The 20,749-nt window shown below is 57.1% G+C and carries 18 protein-coding genes; 13 read left to right on the top strand and 5 right to left on the bottom strand.

The window, feature by feature from the left end:
* Positions 1–102: 102 nt before the first annotated feature.
* The 3 genes from fdxA to U6G28_00745 all read left to right on the top strand — a co-directional run bounded on the left by fdxA (position 103) and on the right by U6G28_00745 (position 3,354).
* Complete coding sequence (gene fdxA, locus U6G28_00755) at positions 103–429, top strand: ferredoxin (GenBank protein ID WRS30259.1); 327 nt, start codon at positions 103–105, stop codon at positions 427–429.
* A 357-nt stretch (positions 430–786) separates the two neighbouring features.
* Positions 787–2,142 carry a citrate synthase gene (locus U6G28_00750; GenBank protein WRS30258.1) on the top strand — a complete coding sequence of 452 codons (1,356 nt, stop codon included), beginning with the start codon at positions 787–789 and terminating at the stop codon, positions 2,140–2,142.
* Positions 2,143–2,376: 234 nt separating this feature from the next.
* Positions 2,377–3,354, top strand: a complete 978-nt coding sequence (locus U6G28_00745) for a DapH/DapD/GlmU-related protein (GenBank protein WRS30257.1) — start codon at positions 2,377–2,379, stop codon at positions 3,352–3,354.
* A 133-nt stretch (positions 3,355–3,487) separates the two neighbouring features.
* Here the strand turns inward: U6G28_00745 and U6G28_00740 are convergent, their stop codons facing one another.
* A complete protein-coding gene (locus U6G28_00740) occupies positions 3,488–4,315 on the bottom strand; it encodes a nucleoside triphosphate pyrophosphatase (GenBank protein WRS30256.1) in 828 nt (275 codons plus the stop codon).
* A gap of 365 nt (positions 4,316–4,680) precedes the next feature.
* Between U6G28_00740 and U6G28_00735 the strand changes: the two genes are divergently transcribed.
* From U6G28_00735 to galE, 4 genes are all read left to right on the top strand, one after another.
* Positions 4,681–5,634, top strand: a complete 954-nt coding sequence (locus tag U6G28_00735; protein WRS30255.1) for an adenylate/guanylate cyclase domain-containing protein — start codon at positions 4,681–4,683, stop codon at positions 5,632–5,634.
* Positions 5,635–5,734: 100 nt separating this feature from the next.
* Complete coding sequence (locus U6G28_00730) at positions 5,735–6,406, top strand: response regulator transcription factor (GenBank protein ID WRS30254.1); 672 nt, start codon at positions 5,735–5,737, stop codon at positions 6,404–6,406.
* Between the two features lie 31 nt (positions 6,407–6,437).
* Positions 6,438–7,760: an ATP-binding protein gene (locus U6G28_00725; GenBank protein WRS30253.1), complete on the top strand. Its 1,323-nt coding sequence runs from the start codon at positions 6,438–6,440 to the stop codon at positions 7,758–7,760.
* A gap of 17 nt (positions 7,761–7,777) precedes the next feature.
* The gene (gene galE, locus U6G28_00720) at positions 7,778–8,773 is read left to right on the top strand and encodes a UDP-glucose 4-epimerase GalE (GenBank protein ID WRS30252.1); all 996 of its coding nucleotides are present in this window, start codon (positions 7,778–7,780) and stop codon (positions 8,771–8,773) included.
* A gap of 83 nt (positions 8,774–8,856) precedes the next feature.
* On the opposite strand, the gene U6G28_00715 is transcribed toward galE, so the two are convergent.
* The 4 genes from U6G28_00715 to U6G28_00700 form a co-directional block, all read right to left on the bottom strand.
* Complete coding sequence (locus U6G28_00715; protein ID WRS30251.1) at positions 8,857–9,765, bottom strand: LCP family protein; 909 nt, start codon at positions 9,763–9,765, stop codon at positions 8,857–8,859.
* A 452-nt stretch (positions 9,766–10,217) separates the two neighbouring features.
* Positions 10,218–11,531: an LCP family protein gene (locus U6G28_00710; GenBank protein ID WRS30250.1), complete on the bottom strand. Its 1,314-nt coding sequence runs from the start codon at positions 11,529–11,531 to the stop codon at positions 10,218–10,220.
* Between the two features lie 112 nt (positions 11,532–11,643).
* The gene (locus U6G28_00705; GenBank protein ID WRS30249.1) at positions 11,644–12,069 is read right to left on the bottom strand and encodes a DUF2304 domain-containing protein; all 426 of its coding nucleotides are present in this window, start codon (positions 12,067–12,069) and stop codon (positions 11,644–11,646) included.
* A 7-nt stretch (positions 12,070–12,076) separates the two neighbouring features.
* A complete protein-coding gene (locus U6G28_00700) occupies positions 12,077–12,763 on the bottom strand; it encodes a glycosyltransferase family 2 protein (GenBank protein ID WRS30248.1) in 687 nt (228 codons plus the stop codon).
* Positions 12,764–12,948: 185 nt separating this feature from the next.
* Between U6G28_00700 and U6G28_00695 the strand changes: the two genes are divergently transcribed.
* From U6G28_00695 to U6G28_00670, 6 genes are read left to right on the top strand one after another with little or no spacing between them, the layout of a single operon-like run.
* Positions 12,949–13,545 (top strand): acyltransferase, encoded by a 597-nt coding sequence (locus tag U6G28_00695; GenBank protein WRS30247.1) that lies wholly within the window; start codon positions 12,949–12,951, stop codon positions 13,543–13,545.
* Positions 13,545–14,663 (top strand): DegT/DnrJ/EryC1/StrS family aminotransferase, encoded by a 1,119-nt coding sequence (locus U6G28_00690; protein WRS30246.1) that lies wholly within the window; start codon positions 13,545–13,547, stop codon positions 14,661–14,663. Before U6G28_00695 ends, U6G28_00690 begins: the two co-directional genes overlap by 1 nt.
* A gap of 6 nt (positions 14,664–14,669) precedes the next feature.
* The gene (locus U6G28_00685) at positions 14,670–15,668 is read left to right on the top strand and encodes a Gfo/Idh/MocA family oxidoreductase (GenBank protein WRS30245.1); all 999 of its coding nucleotides are present in this window, start codon (positions 14,670–14,672) and stop codon (positions 15,666–15,668) included.
* Positions 15,669–15,671: 3 nt separating this feature from the next.
* Positions 15,672–17,786, top strand: coding sequence for an acyltransferase family protein (locus tag U6G28_00680; protein ID WRS30244.1), 2,115 nt, complete (start codon positions 15,672–15,674; stop codon positions 17,784–17,786).
* A gap of 11 nt (positions 17,787–17,797) precedes the next feature.
* Positions 17,798–17,983: a hypothetical protein gene (locus U6G28_00675; GenBank protein WRS30243.1), complete on the top strand. Its 186-nt coding sequence runs from the start codon at positions 17,798–17,800 to the stop codon at positions 17,981–17,983.
* Entirely contained in the window at positions 17,968–20,655 is a 2,688-nt protein-coding gene (locus tag U6G28_00670) for an FG-GAP-like repeat-containing protein (protein WRS30242.1), read from the top strand. Before U6G28_00675 ends, U6G28_00670 begins: the two co-directional genes overlap by 16 nt.
* Positions 20,656–20,749 lie beyond the last annotated feature (94 nt).

Raw genomic sequence — 20,749 nt, 5'->3', positions numbered from 1 at the left:
CGTCTAGATGACCTGTTCGTCCCGATGGTGAGGCACCCCGCACCCAGCGGGTTTACCTTCCCGGTCCACAGCGGTTTAATTGGTGTCAGATCAGGAGGCGAGATGACCTACATAATCGCAGAGCCTTGCGTCGACATTAAGGACCGGGCTTGCGTGGACGAATGCCCGGTGGATTGCATCTACGAGGGCGGACGGATGCTCTATATCCATCCAGAAGAATGCGTGGATTGCGGCGCTTGCGAGCCAGTATGCCCCGTGGAAGCAATCTTCTACGAGGATGACCTCCCGGAGCAATGGGCCGACTACTACCAGGCCAATGTCGATTTCTTTGAGAAGATAGGCTCGCCAGGCGGTGCCGCAAAGACTGGCGTCCTTGATTTCGATCATCCGCTGGTTGAGGCGTTGCCGGCAGACATTAACGCCGAGTAGCCGCGGTGGACCCTCGAGTCTGCTACTTAGGGCCGGAACCTGTGTTGGGGTAGGGAAATGAGGCGCTGCAACGGTCGCTTCGCAGCTGACTCGGATGAGAACTGAGGTTCGCTGACCGTCTATAGCGGACCCCAGGTGGAGCCTGTTCGATCCATCTGACTCGACGGTCTCCCCAGGTGTCCTTGTCCGATAGCAGACTTATCGGTGACTAAGGTCCTAGGGCCGTTCTTCAAATCGGCTGTGCGGTCAGTGACAAATGTAGGTATTGTGCTCAGGTAGGCAAGTTGCATATTTGCGAGCTGACGCTGACGTCTAGTTAAAGCGCCGCCCCTCAATCCCGCCGCAAGGAGTAGTCAGATGGCAGACACCGAGGCTCAGACCAAAGAGACCACCACTGAACAGGCCAAACCGACGAGACCGGATGGCGTGTTCGAGGTTGGCGAGACCGAGGTTCCGATGCCCCGCGTCCCCGCCTCGGTTGGCTCGGACGGTCTAAACATTGGAAAGGTTCTCGCCTCAACCGGTGACGTCACACTCGACTACGGCTTCGGCAACACTGCCGCCTGCACTTCCGAGGTAACGTACATTGACGGCGGCGCAGGCATTCTCCGCTACCGTGGCTATCCAATCGAGCAGTTGGCCCGCAACTCTTCTTTCCTTGAGGTCGCTTGGCTACTGATTTACGGTGAGCTTCCCACGGCTTCTCAGCTTGAGTCTTTCATCCGTCGCATCCAAGCCCACCGTCTGCTACACGAGGATTTCAAGGCCTTCTTCACGGCTTTCCCCGCCGACGGGCACCCCATGGCAATCCTCCAAGCGGGTGTGGCTGGACTCGCCACCTACTACGAGAACACGCTTGATCCCCATGACCCGGATCAACTCGATGAAGCCCTGGTGCTTCTCATCGCCAAAATGCCGACGATGATTAGCTACATCCAAAAGAGGGCCGCTGGTCTCCCCCTTCTTTACCCCGACTCGCAGCGCGGATACACCGAAGATTTCATCCGAATGACTTTCGGCATGCCCTATCAGTCTTATGACATCGACCCGTCTTTGGTTCGCGCCCTCGACATGCTTCTGATTCTTCATGCGGACCACGAGCAGAACTGTTCGACCTCGACTGTTCGTCTGGTCGGATCCTCGGATGCGAACCTGTATGCGTCGGTCGCCTCAGGTGTTGGCGCGCTTTCTGGTCCACTCCATGGCGGGGCGAACGAGGCAGTATTGAAGATGCTGAACCAGATCGCCCAGTCCGGCGCGTCGGTGCAGGATTACGTGGACAAGGTCAAGAACAAGGAAGAGGGCGTTCGCCTAATGGGCTTCGGTCACCGCGTATATAAGAGCTACGACCCTCGTGCAGCCCTGGTCAAGGAAAGCGCTCACGACGTGCTCTCACGCCTTGGTAAGAGGGACCAAAAGCTCGACATCGCAATGGAACTCGAAGACATTGCGCTACATGATGACTATTTCATCGAACGTAAGCTTTACCCGAACGTCGATTTCTACACAGGCCTCATCTATTCGGCAATGGGCTTCCCGAACAAGATGTTCACTCCACTGTTTGCCTTGGGGCGCCTTCCCGGATGGATCGCGCAGTACCGTGAAATGATCGAAGATCCAAACACCCGTATTGGGCGTCCGCGTCAGGTATACCAGGGTGCAGTCGAGCGCGATTACACGCCGCTCAGGGCACGCTCGCGCCGAGTGGAGTAGTTCCTCTTTTCCGGAATCAGCCGTTCTTCCAGACGGCATGCGGATCGATGCCCGAACACGCCGGTGCATCCAGTCTCGACGGGATCGATTACTGTGCGCCCGGGGTCCGGCACGCGGATGGGCTGTGACACCTTTGGCGTCAGGTGACTAGGTGTCCACAGATGCGCTGAAATCAAACATCGTTGAGTTGGCATCGCTCACCAAGGCAATGGCAGGTTAGGTAGTGTGGAGTTCATGGATGACATGACGGCGTGGGGCATTGGACTGGCGACAGTAACAGAGAGCGGACGGACCCTCGATGTCTGGTATCCGCAGCCTCACTTGGGTGACAAACCCAAGGAAGGCGACCCGGCCATGCTCGAACGCCTAAGTGCTCTAGAGCGCAGAGATGACGCTAGGGCTGTTCACACCTCTGTGGTTCAATGTGTCTCTGACCTAAGGGATCAACCCGCGTCCACGGCAGACGCCTACCTACGTCTGCACCTGCTCTCACATCGTCTGGTTCGACCGGGCACCGTAAATCTAGACGGGATCCGCTCGCGGCTACCGATAGTCGCGTGGACCTCGGCTGGCCCGTGCGCGGTCGAGGATTTTGAGGACACCCGTTACCGGCTTCGTGCCGCGTATGGTCACCCGGTAACTCTTACCGGCGTCGACAAGTTTCCGGCGATGGTCAACTACGTGGTGCCGACGGATGTTCGTATTGCTTCGGCTGCTCGCGTTCGGCTCGGGGCGTACCTGGCTCCGGGAACTATCGTGATGCACGCCGGCTTCGTGAACTACAACGCCGGCGCAGTCGGAGCTGCCACCATTGAGGGACGCCTAGCTCAGGGTGTCACGGTGGGTGCGAATTCCCACGTGGGCGGGGGCGCCTCCACGATGGGACGCGTGGCAGGGGCCGCCGACCAGAAAGTTCGGATCGGTGAGAGGTGTGTACTTGGGTCCAACTCTGGACTGGGAATCCCACTGGGAGACGACTGCGTGGTCGAAGCGGGTCTATTCATTACCGCGAACACCAAAGTTTCCCTGATGCCGGGTGGCGGTGTGGTCCCCGGCAACCGAGGGTCATTTATCGATCCGTGGATGATTGACGCTTCGAGGCTTTCTGGAGCATCGAACGTGCTGTTCCGACGAAACTCGATCACCGGGCACGTTGAGGCGCTTGGTAGGGGCGGTAAATCAATCCTGTTACCGAGTGGAACTACCCTCTAGCTCCCGGAGCGCGACACGTCTTCGGAGCAGGCGGCAGACCTCGGGAACGATCTTTGTCCCAGAGGGTGCGGCTTCCCGACAATCCGAGACTGCGACTTGTCGGCGTGAAAACGCTCCAGACGCTGAGACTCCCTCAGTCATTCGTCCAGAAATCGGGCCAGAAAACTCCGGCCTTGTCCGTCAGCTTTTTCAGTAGCGGAAGCGAGATGCCGACAACCGCGTGAGGGTCGCCGGTCACCCCTTCCACGAACGGGCCGCCGAGGGCGTCGATCGTAAACGAACCTGCCACCTCCAATGGCTCTCCCGTTGCGACGTATGCGTCTATTTCTGGGTCCGTAATCTGCCCAAAGTGAACTGTGGTCGACGCAGCCTGCGTCAGGGGAGAGTCCACCACCCACTCTCCATTGACCGCTCTGATGGGGACGAGGGAATGCCCGGTCCACAAAGTTCCATCGGTTCCCCGCATCTCGCGGATACGTTCGCGAGCTACCTCGGGAGTCAGCGGTTTCCCAACCATGCGGCCGCCTATCTCAAGCATCGAATCACACCCAATCACCAGGTAGATCTCGCTGACCTCGGCGGCATCTGGATTCGGTGGGTATATGTTGCTGGCTTCGGTAGGAGAGTTGCCCATTCGGCAGATATCACCTGCCGCGGCAGTGGAACCATTCACCTGACTGAGAGCGCAAGTCTCAGCCGTGTTGCCGTTCGCGTCGTTTAGCTCGCCAACAAAGTCGCCCGCCACCTCAAGAGCCTTGGCTGCGGCTTGCGCGCACACGATCTCTGCCGGGCTTGCTTCACCGTCCCGCGCGCTTTGAAGCTCAGCGACTACCGCCTCCTCGTCAACCCCCGATACTCGCACTATCGGATCCACTCCCGCAGCCAACAGAGTTGCCCTACGCGCGGGCGATTTCGAAGCCAGAATCAACCGGGGGCGAGGCCGCTCCTTCGGCTCAGTCACGATCTGACTCATCGGCTGATGCCGTCTCGAACTGTGCCCGGCGCGCGCTTCTCGCTGTGCCTGTGCGGGTCTTGCAGGTCTACGGGTGTAGCTTTATCAAGTCGTGACGAAATGGGATGGGTAGTCATAGGAGCAGGATATTACTTGGAACGCATGCGAGCCTTCTGGTCTAAACGAACCCAAAGATATACAGTAATCCAGTGACCTCTGCCACAAATTCCTCAAACTCAGCACGCAAGACTGCGTCGAAGGGCGCTGCGGAAGCGCCAGCCCGATCGAGTGCGCCCGAAACCGAGACGGAGTTGCATAGAGCCTCTAGAACTCTCGATCGGTACCGACAGATTTTTCTGGGCGGGGAACCCACGATGTCCGCCAATGACATGGCGCGGGAGATGGGGACGAATGTCGAGGCAATCGAGAGTTATTGGCTTGAGATGGGATTCCCCTTGGGAGACCCCGACGATAAACAGTTCACCGAGTGGGATTTGCATGCGCTTCAGTACTGGTGGGAAACGCTCAGGGCGGCCGGGGTTTCCTCATCAACATCGGCCGCGCTAACCAGGGCCCAGTCTCATCTCGCGGATCGCCTATCGCTCTGGGAACTTGAAGCCTTGGTCGAGGACGCAGAGCGTAGATACGATCTGGACGATTCATCGGCACGAGTCGTCGCCATCGACGAAATGAAGGATGTCGCCGATGCTCTTGAGTCGCAGATGATCTATGCATGGCGCAGGCAGATGTATGCGTTGATTGAGCGGGTTACACACGAGGTGGCAACCAGGGATGTCAACCACTCCAAGCGTCGTTTTCCACTTTCCCGAGCACTCGGCTTCGTCGACATGGAGTCCTACACAGCTACTTCGTCTCTGCTGGGCGGTCAGATGGTCGGATTGGTCGAGAGGTTTGAGTACCTGTGTCGTTCAGTAGTGACCGCGAACGGTGGACGGGTGGTGAAGATGATCGGCGACTCGGTCTTTTTCATTGCTGATGAACTCGATACTGGACTCAAAGTGGTTACCAGCCTGATAAAAGCTCTTGATGAAGCCGAAGACTTGCTTCCCGTGCGAGCGTCGCTGATTCTTGGCGATGTCTTTTCTCGCTCAGGTGACGTCTTCGGGCCCCCTGTGAACTTGGCAGCACGACTGGTAGATGTTGCTCCGACGGGCAGTGTCTTAACTGACGCACCGACCGCTGCGGCTATCGCCTCGTCCCCCCTCAGGTTTGAGTACCGAGTCGACGACTTTCCCTCGGTGGAACTACACGGATTCGGGAAGGTCTCCCCTTTCCTGATCTCTGAACAAGAGCCGAGTAAGAGATGAGTCTCAGTTTCCCCTAGAAGCTCGCTAATCTGAATGAAGAATCGTGTCAAGCTTTGTAAAGCGTTGTGCAACGGAGCGTCAAGAAAGGTAAGTTGAAGGCATGACGAAAGTACTGCTCGTTGAGGATGACCCGGCAATCTCTGAACCTTTGGCGCGCGCGTTTGGGCGTGAGGGATATGAGGTAAGAAACCACGGGACCGCCCGTAGTGCTCTAAATGAGGTTGAGGGTGCGGATCTGGTTGTACTGGATCTTGGTCTTCCAGACATGGATGGCCTAGACGTTGCACGCGAGATTCGACAGCGCGGCCTGGAAATGCCCATTTTGATTCTGACCGCGCGTACCGATGAGGCCGACATGGTTATCGGCCTTGACGCTGGGGCTGACGACTACGTAACTAAGCCGTTCCGCCTGGCCGAGTTGCTCGCACGGATTCGTGCCCTACTGCGTCGCGGCCACGGAGAGGCGGGAGACACGGAGCTTCGCGCCCAGGATGTCGTTATTGATGTTCCTGCTCACCGCGCGTTTGTTGGAGATCGCGAGCTTTCGCTAACCGCCCGCGAGTTTGACCTTCTGAAGGTGCTGGTGAAACAAGCCGGGCAGATGGTTCCTCGTGAAGAGCTGATGCGTGAGGTCTGGGGGCAGGATCCGCAAGGTTCGACAAAGACCCTCGACATGCACGTGTCTTGGTTGCGTCGAAAGCTGGGTGACAGCGCTTCTGATCCGCGCTACATCAGCACTGTTCGAGGTCTGGGGTTCCGTTTCGAGCTCTAGAACCGTCAGGTCTCTCCTGAGGGGGTGAGTAATGCGTCGTCGAGCCACGCGCATGATCCTCTCCGCAGTCATTGTCGTTGTCTTAATTCTCGGAATCCCGGCAGCGATACTGGGGGGTAGATTCGTCTGGGAAAGTGACCAGGCGAAGGTAGACACTAGGGCTGTCACTGTTGCTCGCTCGGTTGACAGGCGCCTCTCAGATGACCTGTATGTCACCCAGTCCATTGTGGCCCAGTGGGCGGATGCTCAGGGCGGCGAGCCCGAAGCCCGCATCGTAGTTACGATTCCTGGCAAGTACTACCTGGTGGCAAACTCGGCGCCCGTAGGACCGTCGCTTTCTGGTAAATACCGTTCGTTGGCCGGAGCAACAGTCGAAGTTGAGGTTTCCGCAATCCCAACTATCCAGAAGATAGTCTTTTTGGAAGTGATGCTGTTGACCGGTGTCGCGGTTTCCCTTCTTTTAGCGTGGGTTCTGGCCCGCAACATGTCTCGGCGTCTGTCAGCGCCGCTTATCTATCTTGCAGCACAGGCCGAACAAATTGGCTCGGGTCAGGTTCGTGCCCAGGTCAAGCCCTCGGGCATTGAGGAGATTGACCTGGTCCAAGAGGAGCTGGTTCGAACTGGCGAGCGAATGGCCCGCAGGCTTGCCGCTGAGAGACAGCGTTCGGCTGACGCATCACACCAGCTTCGGACTCCACTAACCGCACTATCGATGCGACTGGAGGAAATCCAGTACATCTCTAAGGAACCGGAGGTTCAGGAGGAGGCGGAGGCATGCTTGGGTCAGGTAGAGCGGTTGACCACAGTGGTCAACGACCTTCTTGACTCCGCTCGCCGCGCGGGTAGCGAGACCGAGGTGGTACAACTCCTTGAGGTGTTCAACAACGAGCTTGAGGAGTGGGAGGGACAGTTTAGTGCGGCGGGACGTAGCCTGGTTTTCCAGGATGAAGCTGCACAACTGGTTCTGGCGGAAGAGGGAAAGCTGACACAGATCCTCGCCATTCTTATTGAGAACTCGCTCCGATACGGCGCGGGGGCGACAGTGGTGCGGTCACGTCGTAGTGGTTCCTCTCGTGCGGTCCTGATTGACGTCTCCGACGAGGGCGAGGGAATCAGCCCAGACGTGGCCGAGGAAGTCTTCGAGATGGGCTACTCCGAGCACGGCTCGTCGGGAATCGGATTAGCTCTGGCCAAGGACCTGGCTCAGGGCATGGGGGCGAGGCTGGAGTTAACAAAGAATTCGCCGCCCGTGTTCACCTTGTCGCTTTCTGCGATTCCCTCAAACTTTGACCCCAATATCGTGATGCCACAGGCCCCGCTCATGTCGGTCGGCCGCAGGGCGAACAGGTTGTAGAAAGATAGGATTGACGCATGAGCACACTGGTTACTGGAGGCGCCGGATACATCGGCTCCCACGTGGTACGACTACTGCAAGAGCGCGGTGAGAGGGTCGTCGTTGTTGATGATCTTTCAAGCGGCGATGAGTCGCGGATTGGGGATGCAACGCTGGTACAGGTTGATCTTTCCTCGGACGCGGCACTGGATGTCTTGTCGCAGACGATGATTGATGAAGACGTCGACGCGGTGATTCACTTCGCTGCGAAGAAACAGGTAGGAGAGTCGGTTAAGCGCCCCTCGTTCTATTACAAACAGAACATCGGGGGACTGGCAAACCTGATGCGTGCCATGTATGACTCGGGGGTGCGAGATATCGTTTTTTCTTCATCCGCGGCCGTCTATGGCATGCCCGATCTGGAAGTGATAAGTGAGGATGTGCCGAAGAACCCGATCAACCCATATGGGCGCACCAAGTGGATCGGCGAGCAGATGTTGAACGATGGCAACATCGGCTGGGGACTTAACTATCTGGCGCTGCGTTACTTCAACGCTGCGGGGACCGGATGGATTGATCTGGCGGACACCGCGACCATGAATCTGGTGCCTATTGTGCTTGAGGCCATCTCCAAGGGAGCAGAGCCGATTGTCTTCGGGGATGACTATCCGACGGCCGATGGAACATGCATTCGTGACTACGTGCATGTTATGGACCTTGCCAAGGCGCACCTGGTAGCGCTGGACGCGCTGCGTGAGGGGAGCGTGAAGAACGTGCCGTTGAATGTGGGGACCGGTAAAGGATCGTCGGTGTACGAGGTAATCGACGGGTTGCGTGAGATATCCGGGTGGGATTTCCCGGTGAAGGTCGGGCCGCGTCGTGAGGGCGACCCAGCGGCGCTGACTGCGGACTGTAGCGCGATCGAGGAGTCTCTTGGGTGGAAGGCCGAGCTCGGTCTGCCCGAGATCCTTCAGTCGGCGTGGGACGCGCGACAGGCGGGTCCGAACCCGGTGAAGGTTCCAGCGGAAGGGTAGCCTCTGTTGGACCGAAGCCCCGAAAAGCACCGCCGGAGGTGGTGACTGATCGGGGCTTTCGGTTACCTACTGTGCTTCGAAGGTCACAGTGGTTGGTCGAAGTCCTCTGGTGCAAGAGTGCCGGCGGCCAACTTTTGGAAGAAAACGGGCGCGAGGTCCTCGTCCAATAGCATCACCGACCCTACGTCCATCATCGCGTTGTAGTCCCACATCGGCGGTGCTCCCGTGAGGCCATCGGCCGATGCTGACCTCATTGCCAGCAATAGGAATCCAACGTTCCAAATCTTCGTCTTGTGGTCGACCGTCAGCGCGTCGGCTGCCGCGTCTCCCAATTCAAGTTGCTTTACAGGATTGACCAGAGTCTTCCAGGAAAGTGCCTTGTCCGAAACCGCGCCGAGTATCTGTCGTTGCCTCATCGTTCGTCCCACGTCTCCCAGTGGGTCGGCATAGCGCATCCGTGCGAAGGCTAGGGCTTCCGTACCGTTCACATCGTGGCACCCAGCGGTCCATTCCATACCGGAATACTCGTCAGAGACGTCTTGGTCCCAGCAGAGGTTAACGCCGCCGAGTGCGTCCACGATTTCCCCGACACCGGACATCCCAATCTCGACGTAGTGGTCTACGGTAAGACCGGTCATTTGCTCCACTGTCTCGACGGCCAGTTCAGGGCCCCCAAGTGAAAACGCGGCGTTGAGCTTGTTCCAACCCACGTATGGAATATCGATGTATGTGTCCCGAGGAAGTGAAACCATCGCGGTCTGACCGTTCGCGGCTTTGTGTACAAGAATCATTGAGTCTGAGCGCCCGCCCTCGGTGGGATCGTCCTCGTTCCATCCGTCACGGGAGTCTGAGCCAGCGAACAGATAAGTTGTTCCCGGGGTATTCGCGGCCCCCGACAGTGCTTCCACACGGTTCATGGACGCATCCACATGGTGAATGAGCCACAGAGGCCACGCGATAATGGCGATTAGTAGCAGGGGTAGCGTAACCAAGGCGATTCGTTTGCCACGGCCGGGCCTAGCTCGCTTACGGGCCGGTGGGCCATTTCGCGGTAGTGAACTCTGGACTCGCCCCTGAGTCGGACGCGTGGCGCGAGGTGCATGGATATTTGAGCGAGATGGCTCGGGCGATGAGCTTGAGGGAGAACTCGTCCCCCGTCCGCGTGCGGGCGCATAAGCCGGCGGCATCACAGCAGGATCACCAGGGATCTCCGACACTACCGATCTGCGTGGAGGCGAAGCCACAGGAGGCATCTCGGGCGAGGGGGAATTCGATGGCGGTGGCATGCTGCCAGGCATCGAAGGTCTTGGGCGTTGTTCTCGCGGCTGGTAAGACGGCGGAGGGGTGCTAGTCATCGGGTATAACCGTACTCAACGTGGGCGTGTCTTCTCCGCTCATTTGTCAGGGTGTCTCATATACTTCTGAACCCTGCTGGGGGAGCGGATCAGTTGGTGGAGTCGCCCCATGTCGGGACGGCGAACGAGGTACCGTTGCCGCCGATGTATTCGTCATACCGATAGGCGTCCCAGCCCGGAATGCCCCCGATTTCGTCGTCTGTGCGAGGGCTCCCTCCCGGAATGCTCTCTCCGTTTTCACCCACGGTGAAGTATTCGCCGTCCATGTTCTGGTAGACAATTCCTGGAGGTAGGTCGGTGCCGTTGATCAGAGAGGCCCACAGCTCGGAGTCGAGAGGCTCTTTTGGAACATTGCGATACATGTTGAAGTCGGCAGTGAGTACAGGCATCGTCACGAATCGAATATTGGCCGGGTCAATGCCCTTAAGGGACGAAACCAGACCGAGGCTGGAGTTGATATTAGCCAGGGACGGCGAGATGACAGCATTATTCAGTGTCGCCGTTAGGAACTGATAGAGGCTCGGCATGTTGGTAAGCATGCTGGTGTTCAGTGCCTTCTTCACGATCGCGCCGATCATGTTTTGTTGGCGCTGAATACGCTGCATATCAGATCCGTCGCCAACATGACGGACGCGGGCGAACTGAGTTGCAGTTATTCCGTCCATAACGTTGCAACCCGCGGGGAATGCCATGGCCAGATAATCCGGGTCATAGAGTTCCTCGTCTAGACAAATCTCGACCCCGCCGAGCGCCTCAATCATCGACGCGAAACCATTGAAGTCAAATACGGCGTAACCGTCAAAGTTGATTCCCGTCATGTCCTCAACGGTTTTCTCGGTACATGCAATCGCTCCCGCCATTGCATCGGAGTCGGTTCCTCCTCCCGAGCCGAAGAAGAAAGCCCAGTTGAACTGTCCCCATTGCTCATAGCTAACCGAACCGTCTGAAAGCTGACACTCGGGGATGAGCATCCAGATGTCACGAGGAATTGAAACCACGGTCGCAGACTGTCGATCAGCCGAGAGGTGGACTATGAGTGTGGTGTCAGCACGCATGCTCTCGTCGGTGTCTTCCGGGTTGACGATGTCGCGCTGTCCGACCCTTGCGTCCGTGCCCATCACCAGAAGATTTACCGGGCGACCCTCAAAACTATCGATCGGCCCAGCGTCTGCCTCACTCTGTTCTTCGCTTTGAGCGGTTGCGTTCAGGTGCGAAGTATCAATCACTGATCCCTTCACGGTTCCAGTGATGTCGTTGTAAAGGATGGCGCCAGCGGTGCCAGCGAACAGTGCAACTCCAAGTACGCCAGCCAGTAGCATTGCGATCCATCGCGTGGAGCGCATGGAAGTGGCCGAATGTGCCGGCGGAATCTGCGACGGGTTCAGGTTCTGGTTCTTGCTCATCAGTGCAAATCCTACGGCTCTATGGCAGCCAAGGTGTCCGTCCGTGGCCAAAATCGCGTGACTAGCGACGAGTTCTCAGGAAACATTCAGGTTCAGATGGGTTTGAAGGGACTTATTCCCCATCCTGGGGTTTGTATGGTCCGGGGTTACCTTCGACGCCGGACTCATCAGGCAGATTCCCTAGGTTCCGGGGTTCAGCGCCGCTGTTTTCTTCTTCCATCAGGGCAATTTTCCGAGCCAGGGTAGTGAGTTTCTGCTGGGACGCCATGTCTTTTCTGTATGAAGAAGCCATCTGGGCAAGAATGACGATGACGAGCATATAGACCAGCAGATTGGTGCCGGACATAACACCGATGGACTGTGCGAATCTGTTGAACAGTCCCGGAAAAATGATGGCGAACACTGCCGCCACCATTATTAGGAACATTCCGATGCGACGAAGCGCCAACGATGAATCAGACCTAGCAGGGCGGAACAGAAAGTACATGAGGACCATCAACGAAATGATGAGGATCCCCTTAATCAGCCAATAGTTCACTTCATGCTCACCTCATCACCAGGTCGACCAGGATATTGACGGAGTTTAGAAGTGACTGTCCCTTTGCCTTGGAATACTCGGTGTAGTCGATGGTCACCGGGCGCTCCGCCCAAGGAAGGTCGGTTGCGGCTAGTTGACCGACGATCTCAGAAGCATGGGCCATGCGATTCTGTTTCAGGTCGATCCGCTCTGCTGCGTCCCGCCTAAGTAGACGCAGACCGTTGTGAGCGTCGGTCAGATCTAAGCCGGTTTTCCAGCGAGTAACTGCGGCGGCTGTCTTTAGAACAGCCTTCTTCGACCAACCTACGGGCGAGGCACCGTCGCGAAAACGTGTTCCGAACACCATCGCAAGGTCTTGAGCTATGGCCTGATCGACCATTGCGGTGGCGTCCTCAACCCGGTGCTGACCGTCTGCATCAAAAGTGAGCAGATACTGCATGTTCGGTTGCCTTAGGGCGAAGTCGATGCCCGTTTGTAGTGCCGCTCCCTGTCCAAGATTAAACGGATGTTGAACTACGATTGCTCCCGCCCGTCTTGCTTCTCGAACTGAATCATCTGTGGAACCATCGTCCACACAAACGATGTTGGCAAACGACTTCTTGGCGTTCTTTACCACGTCGCTGATCACTTCAGCTTCGTTGTACAGAGGAATTACCAGCCACGTCTGGGCGTAGTTGGTTGCGGGTTCAGCCATATCGCCATTCTTGCATCTATCACGCGCCATCCAAGTCTGAAGCGCTAACTGTGGCAGTCTTATCATGGATGCGAAAGTCCGAGTGGTGATCAGCCCGATTGATCCGGCTAATATTGCCTATGGGGTTCGCGCCACTTGGCGTTCCTTTTGTGTCGAAATGACGAGTGATCAGTACGGGGAGAACAATGGTTCGGATCGTCGATTCTGCAGATGTTTCGCCGGATGCGGTCATCGGTGAAGGTTCTTCCATATGGCATCTGGCCCAGGTGCGTGAGGGTGCGGTACTCGGACAAAACTGCATTGTCGGACGTGGAGCCTACATCGGCACAGGGGTCAGCTTGGGGAACAACTGCAAGGTCCAGAATTATGCGCTGGTGTATGAGCCCGCTGAACTTGCTGATGGCGTGTTTATCGGTCCGGCGGTGGTACTGACTAATGACCACAATCCTAGAGCCATCAATCCGGATGGAACGATCAAGGACGCATCGGACTGGGAGCCAGTGGGCGTAAAGATTGGTGAAGGGGCAGCTATCGGCGCGCGGGCGGTGTGTGTTGCGCCGGTGAGAATCGGAGCGTGGGCCACGGTCGCGGCGGGTGCTGTAGTGACTCGTGATGTGCCCGATTTCGGTCTGGTTGTAGGCGTTCCCGCCAGGCGAGTTGGCTGGGTTGGTCGCGCCGGCGCGCGTCTTGTTGAAGAAGAAACGGGGCTGTTCCGGTGCCCGGAAACCGGCGCGCTGTACCGTGAGGTAGGCGAAAACAATTTGGTGGAGGTTGGGGCCTGATGGGTAATGAGTTTACGGAGCGCGCGTTTATTCCTGCTGCGAAGCCGATTATTGGTGAAGAAGAGGTAGAGGCAGTCTCGGCGGTGTTGCGGTCCGGAATGGTGGCTCAAGGGCCCCAGGTGGCAGCATTTGAGGAGGAGTTCTCGGCACAGGTCGTAGACGATGTCCACGCGGTTGCGGTTAACTCGGGTACGTCTGCTTTGCATCTGATGCTTTTGGCGGCCGGGGTCGGTCCTGGTGACGAAGTGCTGGTGCCATCATTCACGTTTGCGGCGACAGCAAACTCAGTAGCAATAACCGGTGCTACTCCGGTGTTTGTGGATATTGAGTCCGACTACTTCTGCATGGACCCGGCCGCCGCAGAGGCAGCGATCACGGATCGAACCAAAGCAATCATGCCCGTGCACCTCTACGGTCACCCCGCCGAGATGGATCAGTTCGACGTTCTTGCTGACAAATATGGTCTTGTCTTGTTTGAGGATGCGGCGCAGGCCCACGGTGCTTCACTGAATGGCAAGCGGGTCGGAACCTTTGGTACCGCTGCGGGTTTCTCCCTTTACCCGACCAAGAATATGACTTCCGGCGAGGGCGGAATGATTACCACAGGCGACGAAGAAATTGCGCGCCGTGCACGAGTCTTGCGAAACCAGGGGATGGAGAAGCAGTACCAGAACGAACTGATTGGGCTCAACAACCGTATGACCGATATTCACGCCTCGATTGGCAGAGTCCAGCTCACACATCTTCCCAAGTGGACTGAGAAGCGTCAGGCCAATGCGGCATTCCTGAATGAACATCTAGAAGGCGTAGTAACTCCAAGCGTTGCCCCCGGAGCGGTGCACGTGTACCACCAGTACACGATTCGCGCGGACGCCTCGCAGCGTGATCGCATGGTTCAGGCAATGCGAGATGAGTACCAGGTGGGCTCCGGTGTCTACTATCCGATCCCTAACCACCGTCTGCCGTCACTAGAGCACTTCGCTCCCGGCCTTGATCTGCCCGAGACAGAGAGGGCCGCTAAAGAGGTAATTTCTCTGCCAGTTCACCCGTCATTATCCGACGAAGATCTGGAGCGAGTGGTGGAAGCCGTCAATGCGACAGCAAGGGCAGGGGCCTAGAGAACTATGACCACTAATGAGAACATCAGAGTCGGCGTCCTTGGTATCGGTTCGATGGGGCGCCATCACGTGCGCAACGCCAGAGCGCTGGAGGGTTTCGATCTGGTGGCAGTGGCGGACCCGGCCGGGGACAAGTTTGGGGTCGCCGGCGACCTGAAGGTATTGGACTCAGTCGAGGCTTTGATTGCCGAAGGCGTGCAAGCCTGCATCGTCGCGGTTCCGACCGGCTTTCATGAAGACGCCGCAATAAAACTCGCTCACGCAGGAGTGCACACCCTGGTGGAGAAGCCTCTTGCCACGGACGTACAGTCGGGCAGGCGTATAGCCGACGCTTTTGATGCTGCGGGAGTGGTTGGCGCCGTCGGGTATGTGGAGCGTTGCAATCCGGCTCTGTTGGAAATGCGTAAAAGAGTCCAGGAAGGGCAACTCGGCGAGGTTTACCAGGTAGTAACGCGCCGTCAGTCGCCGTTCCCTGCACGGATTTCTGATGTCGGAGTAGTGAAGGATCTCGCAACTCACGATGTTGACCTTGCTGCTTGGATTGCGGGCTCGCCGTATGAGCTGGTGTTTGCTCAGACTGCACATCGCAGCGGTCGAGAGCACGAGGACATGGTCACCGTCTCTGGCAGATTCGCCAACGGGGTCCTGGTTTCGAACCTTGTGAACTGGCTTACTCCGTTCAAGGAACGGGTGACGGTAGTTACCGGGGAGCACGGGGCGCTGGTGGCTGACACCGCGCTGAGTGACCTGACCTTCTATGAGAATGGATCCTTCCCGGTTCAGTGGGATCAAATCGCCGCTTTCCGGGGGGTATCGGAGGGACAGGTGACCCGCTATGCCCTACAGAAACGCGAACCGCTCGCGGTCGAACAAGAGAACTTCCGTGACGCAATACTAGGGCGAGCCAACGACCACGTCAGCATGGAACAAGCTCAAGCCGATCTCGAGGTAACCGAAGCAATCCTAAGGTCCGCACAAACAGGCGAATCCATTCGAGTGGGGTAGCTGGTGTCAGTCGCCACGGAGCCAAGGGCGGCGAAGCCACTCCAGCAGCAATCACGAGCGCATTACAGGCCGGATATTCAAGGCCTCCGGACGGTTGCCGTCGTGGCGGTGGTTCTGTACCACCTTTGGCCAAATCGAGTGTCCGGGGGATTCGTCGGAGTAGACGTATTCTTCGTCATTTCTGGTTTTCTTATCACCGGCCATTTATTGCGCGAGGCAGAATCTAGCGGAACCGTCCGTCTATTGCGGTTCTGGACCCGTCGGATCGCACGGTTGCTTCCTGCCTCCCTGTTGGTGCTAGCAGTGGTGGCAGTAGCTACTTACTTCCTGGTTCCCAAAGATCTTTGGCCCGACTACTTCGCGCAAATCCGCGCGAGTGCGATGTACTACGAAAACTGGCAACTGGCTTGGGATTCGGTCGACTACATGGCTATCGGCTCTCAAGCGACTGCGGTACAGCATTACTGGTCACTCTCGGTGGAAGAACAGTTTTACCTGATATGGCCGATTCTTATAGTTTTGGGGCTGTCCCTCGCGCGACGCGCTAGAGGTGAGACATCCCCTCGCACCGTCCTAATCTGGATTTTGAGTATGGTTGCGTTGGTATCGTTCTGGTTCTCCGTTACCGCCACCTCTCAAAACCCTTCCTGGGCCTACTTTGCTACTTTTACGCGCGTTTGGGAGTTTGCGATCGGTGGCATGGTTGCGCTTACCGCCACCTATGTGAGCGGAAGGGTTTGGCGCAGCGCTTATGCAAGCATTGCGGGTTGGCTGGGACTCGTGCTTATCCTTTTGGCTGCGCTTATGTTTGACGGCGAAACGCAATTTCCTGGCTATACGGCCGCCATGCCGGTTATCGGAACCGCGTTAATTCTTTATTTTGGCGACAGCGAGGCATCAGGATCACCGCGTAGATTCCTTTCCTGGCGACCGATGGTCTGGGCTGGGGGGATCTCTTATGCGATTTATCTTTGGCACTGGCCTCCGATAGTCATCTTGCCGTTGGTGACCGGTAGCGTCCTGAACTGGAGACAAAAACTCGTTATCGGAGTTGGGGTTGTCATCGTGTCTCACTTCAGCACCCACTACTTTGAGGCTCCGCTCCGAGCCAGCAGATTCTTCAGCCGCCCTCGTAATGCATTGTCATTCGCACTTGCGGGTGCATTGGTGTTCTTTGGGGTCAACGCGGCCGTGCAGGCTCAGCTACAGCACGAAGATAGAGCTGCTGCGGCACGATTGGAAGAGAGGCTCAGGGAGTCGTGCACTGGACCAGGGGCTCTGGACCCGGATAACAACTGTGGTGATCCGCTGGGCACTGGTTCGTACGTGGTGGATCCAGAGGTTGTGGCGTTGCAGAACAAGGGAGCCAAGTTCGGAGCATGCCAGGGTGGTTTTAACGGTTCTGAAGTGAAATCCTGCGTCTTAGGGACGGATGATGAAGCGCCAAAGAAGAAGCTGATCATTGCGGGAGATTCGCATGCGACACAATGGTTACCCGGCCTGGACGAAATCAGTGAAAAGAATCAGTGGGAAATTGCCACTTACGCCAAGGCATCTTGCCCGTTGTCACTGTCTCGCCGCGTTCTTGAAGGTGAAGAGACCGAGGACAACGCACGAGACTGTGATGTATGGGTGGATCAGGTATTGGCGACGATTGAACACAGTGACGCAGACATAGTGTTTCTTACCAGCTACCAGAGTGCGTATGAATGGGAGTCGCGGCCAGAAGATCCGCAGTATGCGGACCCGGTTGATGGCTATGCAGCCGCGATGGAAGCTATTGCTGATTCGGGCAAAGAGGTCGTGGTAATCAAGGCAGTGCCCCGAACTAACGGTGAGTACGTCACGCGTTGTTTGGTGGGAAACGGTCGGAACTTAGAAACGTGTGGCGCAATGCGAACAGACGCTCTCCCTCCCGACCTGATGGTGGCCGCGGCCGACAAGCTAGATCGTTCCGACGTGAAGGTCCTCGATCTGGATTCCCAGTTCTGCGACGATGAATGGTGCTATCCGGTGGTTGGAGACGTAGTTGTCTACCGAGATTACTCACACATCTCCGCAGAATACTCGCGGGCTCTGATGCCCTGGGTGGTCCCTCTGATTTCAAACGAGCGCTGACTTCCCCATATGTGGATCGCCAGACGGTAAACGCAGACACAGGCCGGGCTGTGGCGGCGCCCGATGGATTCGAAAACTACACGATTGTAGTTACGTTCGACAGGTTTATGCGTCTTGTTGCTGGTGTTACGGTTGAGGTCAATGTGACTACTGTGAGTTCAACACTAGGAGTAACGGGCGCGTGGCAACTCGGCTGATTCGTACCTCGAAATCTTACTTGGCGGCATTCGGAGCAACTGTTGTTGTCTCCGTACTGGCCTTGGGTTCTGTCTTCCTCATCGCCCCTGGGGCGCAGGCTGTTGGCAGTCCCTCATCGATAGGTTCCGAGGGTGCAACTTCTTTCTTTACGGGTGAGATTCCGGCGCTGTTCGTTAACGAGGTCGATCCGGTGGTTGATAATCCGGAAGCTACCGAGGTTGAGTTCGCCGACGCCGTGATCAGCGAGTCCTACACCGAGACGGGACCTGTCGCTGAGGAGGTCGGAAACGAACAGCAGGTAGAGGCAGTGCAACAGGCGGGGAAGGACGGAAGCGATGAATCAGTTCTTCAGGGCATCGCTCGGATCGACCTGGACGCAGACGTTGCTGTCGTCGGCGCTACATGGGACATTGACTCGCCCACTCCCGAGATCATAGCTTGGCGTTCTCTTTCGAACGGAGTGTGGTCGGAATGGGGGAACCTAGAAGCAGAGTCGAATGAGGAAAGCGGGGAGGTACTCGCTGGCACCGAGGTGCTGATTCTGGCAAATACGGATGCCGTAGAGGTGGTTGCGATTACCGCTGAAGGAACTCCGGTTCCGGGATTGGCACTCCAGGTAGTCAATGCCGAGTATTTCGCGCCCGCCGATAACGCCCTCCTCGACATATACCCTGACGAAGAAGCTCAGTCGGGGGAAGAAGCTACAGGGGATCAACCTCAAAAGGAAGGGACTGAGGGACAGTCGGGTGAGGTCGACGAAGAGTTGGAGGAAACGGGTTACACGGAGGACGTCGCGCTCGACAAGAAAGACCTCGCCCAGGCAGACGGAGTCTCACTGAGATCGTCCTCGGTACCGAACTCGCTGAGCTCGCTGTCCACGAGCGGATTGAACGCTGGGGGAACGATCTATGATACGGGCTACGACGGGCTGAAGATCGGCACTCGGAAGCAATGGTGCACCGGTCCCAGCTGTGATGTTGATGAATGGACTACCAATAAAGTCCAGGGTGCCGTGGTTCACCATACGGAGAGCAGCAAGGACGGATATACCAAAGCCCAGGTCCCCCAACTGATCCAAAACATCCAGTATTATCATGCGGTCACTCGCGGCTGGGGCGATATCGGGTACAACCTGATCGTTGACGCCTACGGTGGTGTCTGGGAGGGACGAGTCGGAAGCCTTACCAACCAGGTTCAGGGAGCCCACGCATACGGGGCCAACTATGAGACTTTTGGTATTGCGATGCTCGGTTCGTACACGAAAGTCGCGCCTCCAACCGTTGCTCGTCAAGCAATGAGTAAGGCGATCGCATGGAAGCTAAACCAGGTTGGTGTGAAGAGCGCTACGACCAAGATTCAAGTGCCCGGTGCCTGGAACCTAGAGGCCGGAAGCGCCGCAAAGATCTCCGTGCCGGCCGTTTCGGCGCATCGAGATGTTGGGCCGACGGACTGCCCCGGTGACGCTTTCTATGCGCAAATGGACACTGTACGCAGTGAGGTCGACGCACATCTAGCAAGAATGAACATATCCAGGGCGGAACCTATGGGTGGCACGATTGGCCAACCCTCACCGATAAGTTGGAATGGCCCGGTGCAGATCGGCAATGGCTGGTTTTCACGAGTCGTATTCCCTGGAGACTGGGATGGCAATGGCTATCCGGACATGATTCTCATTGATGATGCTGGGTACATGTGGCTGTACCCAGGGCTGGCGAACGAGCGATTTGGTGTTCGCTATAGGATCGGAAACGGATGGAATAACGTTGAATGGGTTCAAGGCGGAGTGGACTGGAATGGTGACGGCAACGTTGACATCATCGCGAGGATGAAGTCTGACAACTCCTTGCGGCTGTACCCGGGCAACGGCAGAGGTGGATTTCTGCCATCGCGTCAGATCGGCAATGGGTGGGGTGGTATGTCCCACATCCTCCTCACGGAAACGGCGACAGGTCCCGGGATATACGCCGTGACGGCAGGTGAGTCTCGGATGTACTTCTATCCGGGGGATGGCTTCGGTGGTTTTCGATCACCTAATCGCCTCGGTACCGGGTGGGGGGCAATGAGCGCTCTCGTTGCAGTGGGAGACTGGACCGGCGATGGAGTTCCCGACATGTTGGCACGAGATCGTGACGGACTTCTTTACCTGTATGCCGGACTTTCTGACGGAACGCCAGGGATTCGCACTCTCGTCGGCAATGGTTGGAACTCGATGGCAAACATGAGCGGCTCCGACAAGGGAACGCTCAATGCACCGCTGTGGGCTGTGAGACAAGACGGTGCGTTGATGTCATACGGGGTTAACGGTGGCACTTCAAATGCCCTGGGTATCGCGGTGGCGAACGCTGCCAAGAAACAGGTTGGGGTGGCGGTAGGTGAATGTACCTGGGTGATTTCGCGGGCGCTTGAAGCGGCTGGGATTAGTGTGCCATGGTACGCGGGAACTGTAGCTGAGCCATATCTGCAGGTTGGGGCTAAGCAGGTCACGGGGGAGTGGCAAGCCGGTGACATTCTGATTTGGCCTGGTGAGCACGCCGCAATCTACATCGGAAATGGGCAGGCTGTTCACGGTGGATGGTCAACGGGCAAGACTACAGTGATAACCACCACGAAGGTTTTTGTAGGAGGCTCAAAGGTGGCGCGTGAGCCCTCGACCGTCGTGAGGTTTAGTTAGGGGCAGTGAGTCTGTTCCGCTGGCTGGAGCAACGACACTAGTCTCTGAGGTCATCGAATAACTACACGGTTGTAGTTATTCAGCAGGTGTTCGT

The organism is Actinomycetaceae bacterium MB13-C1-2 (assembly GCA_035621235.1).
Lineage (GTDB): Bacteria > Actinomycetota > Actinomycetes > Actinomycetales > Actinomycetaceae > Scrofimicrobium.
The sequence above is the reverse complement of the archived record's forward strand: the minus strand, read 5'-3'. Positions and strand labels throughout refer to the sequence as shown.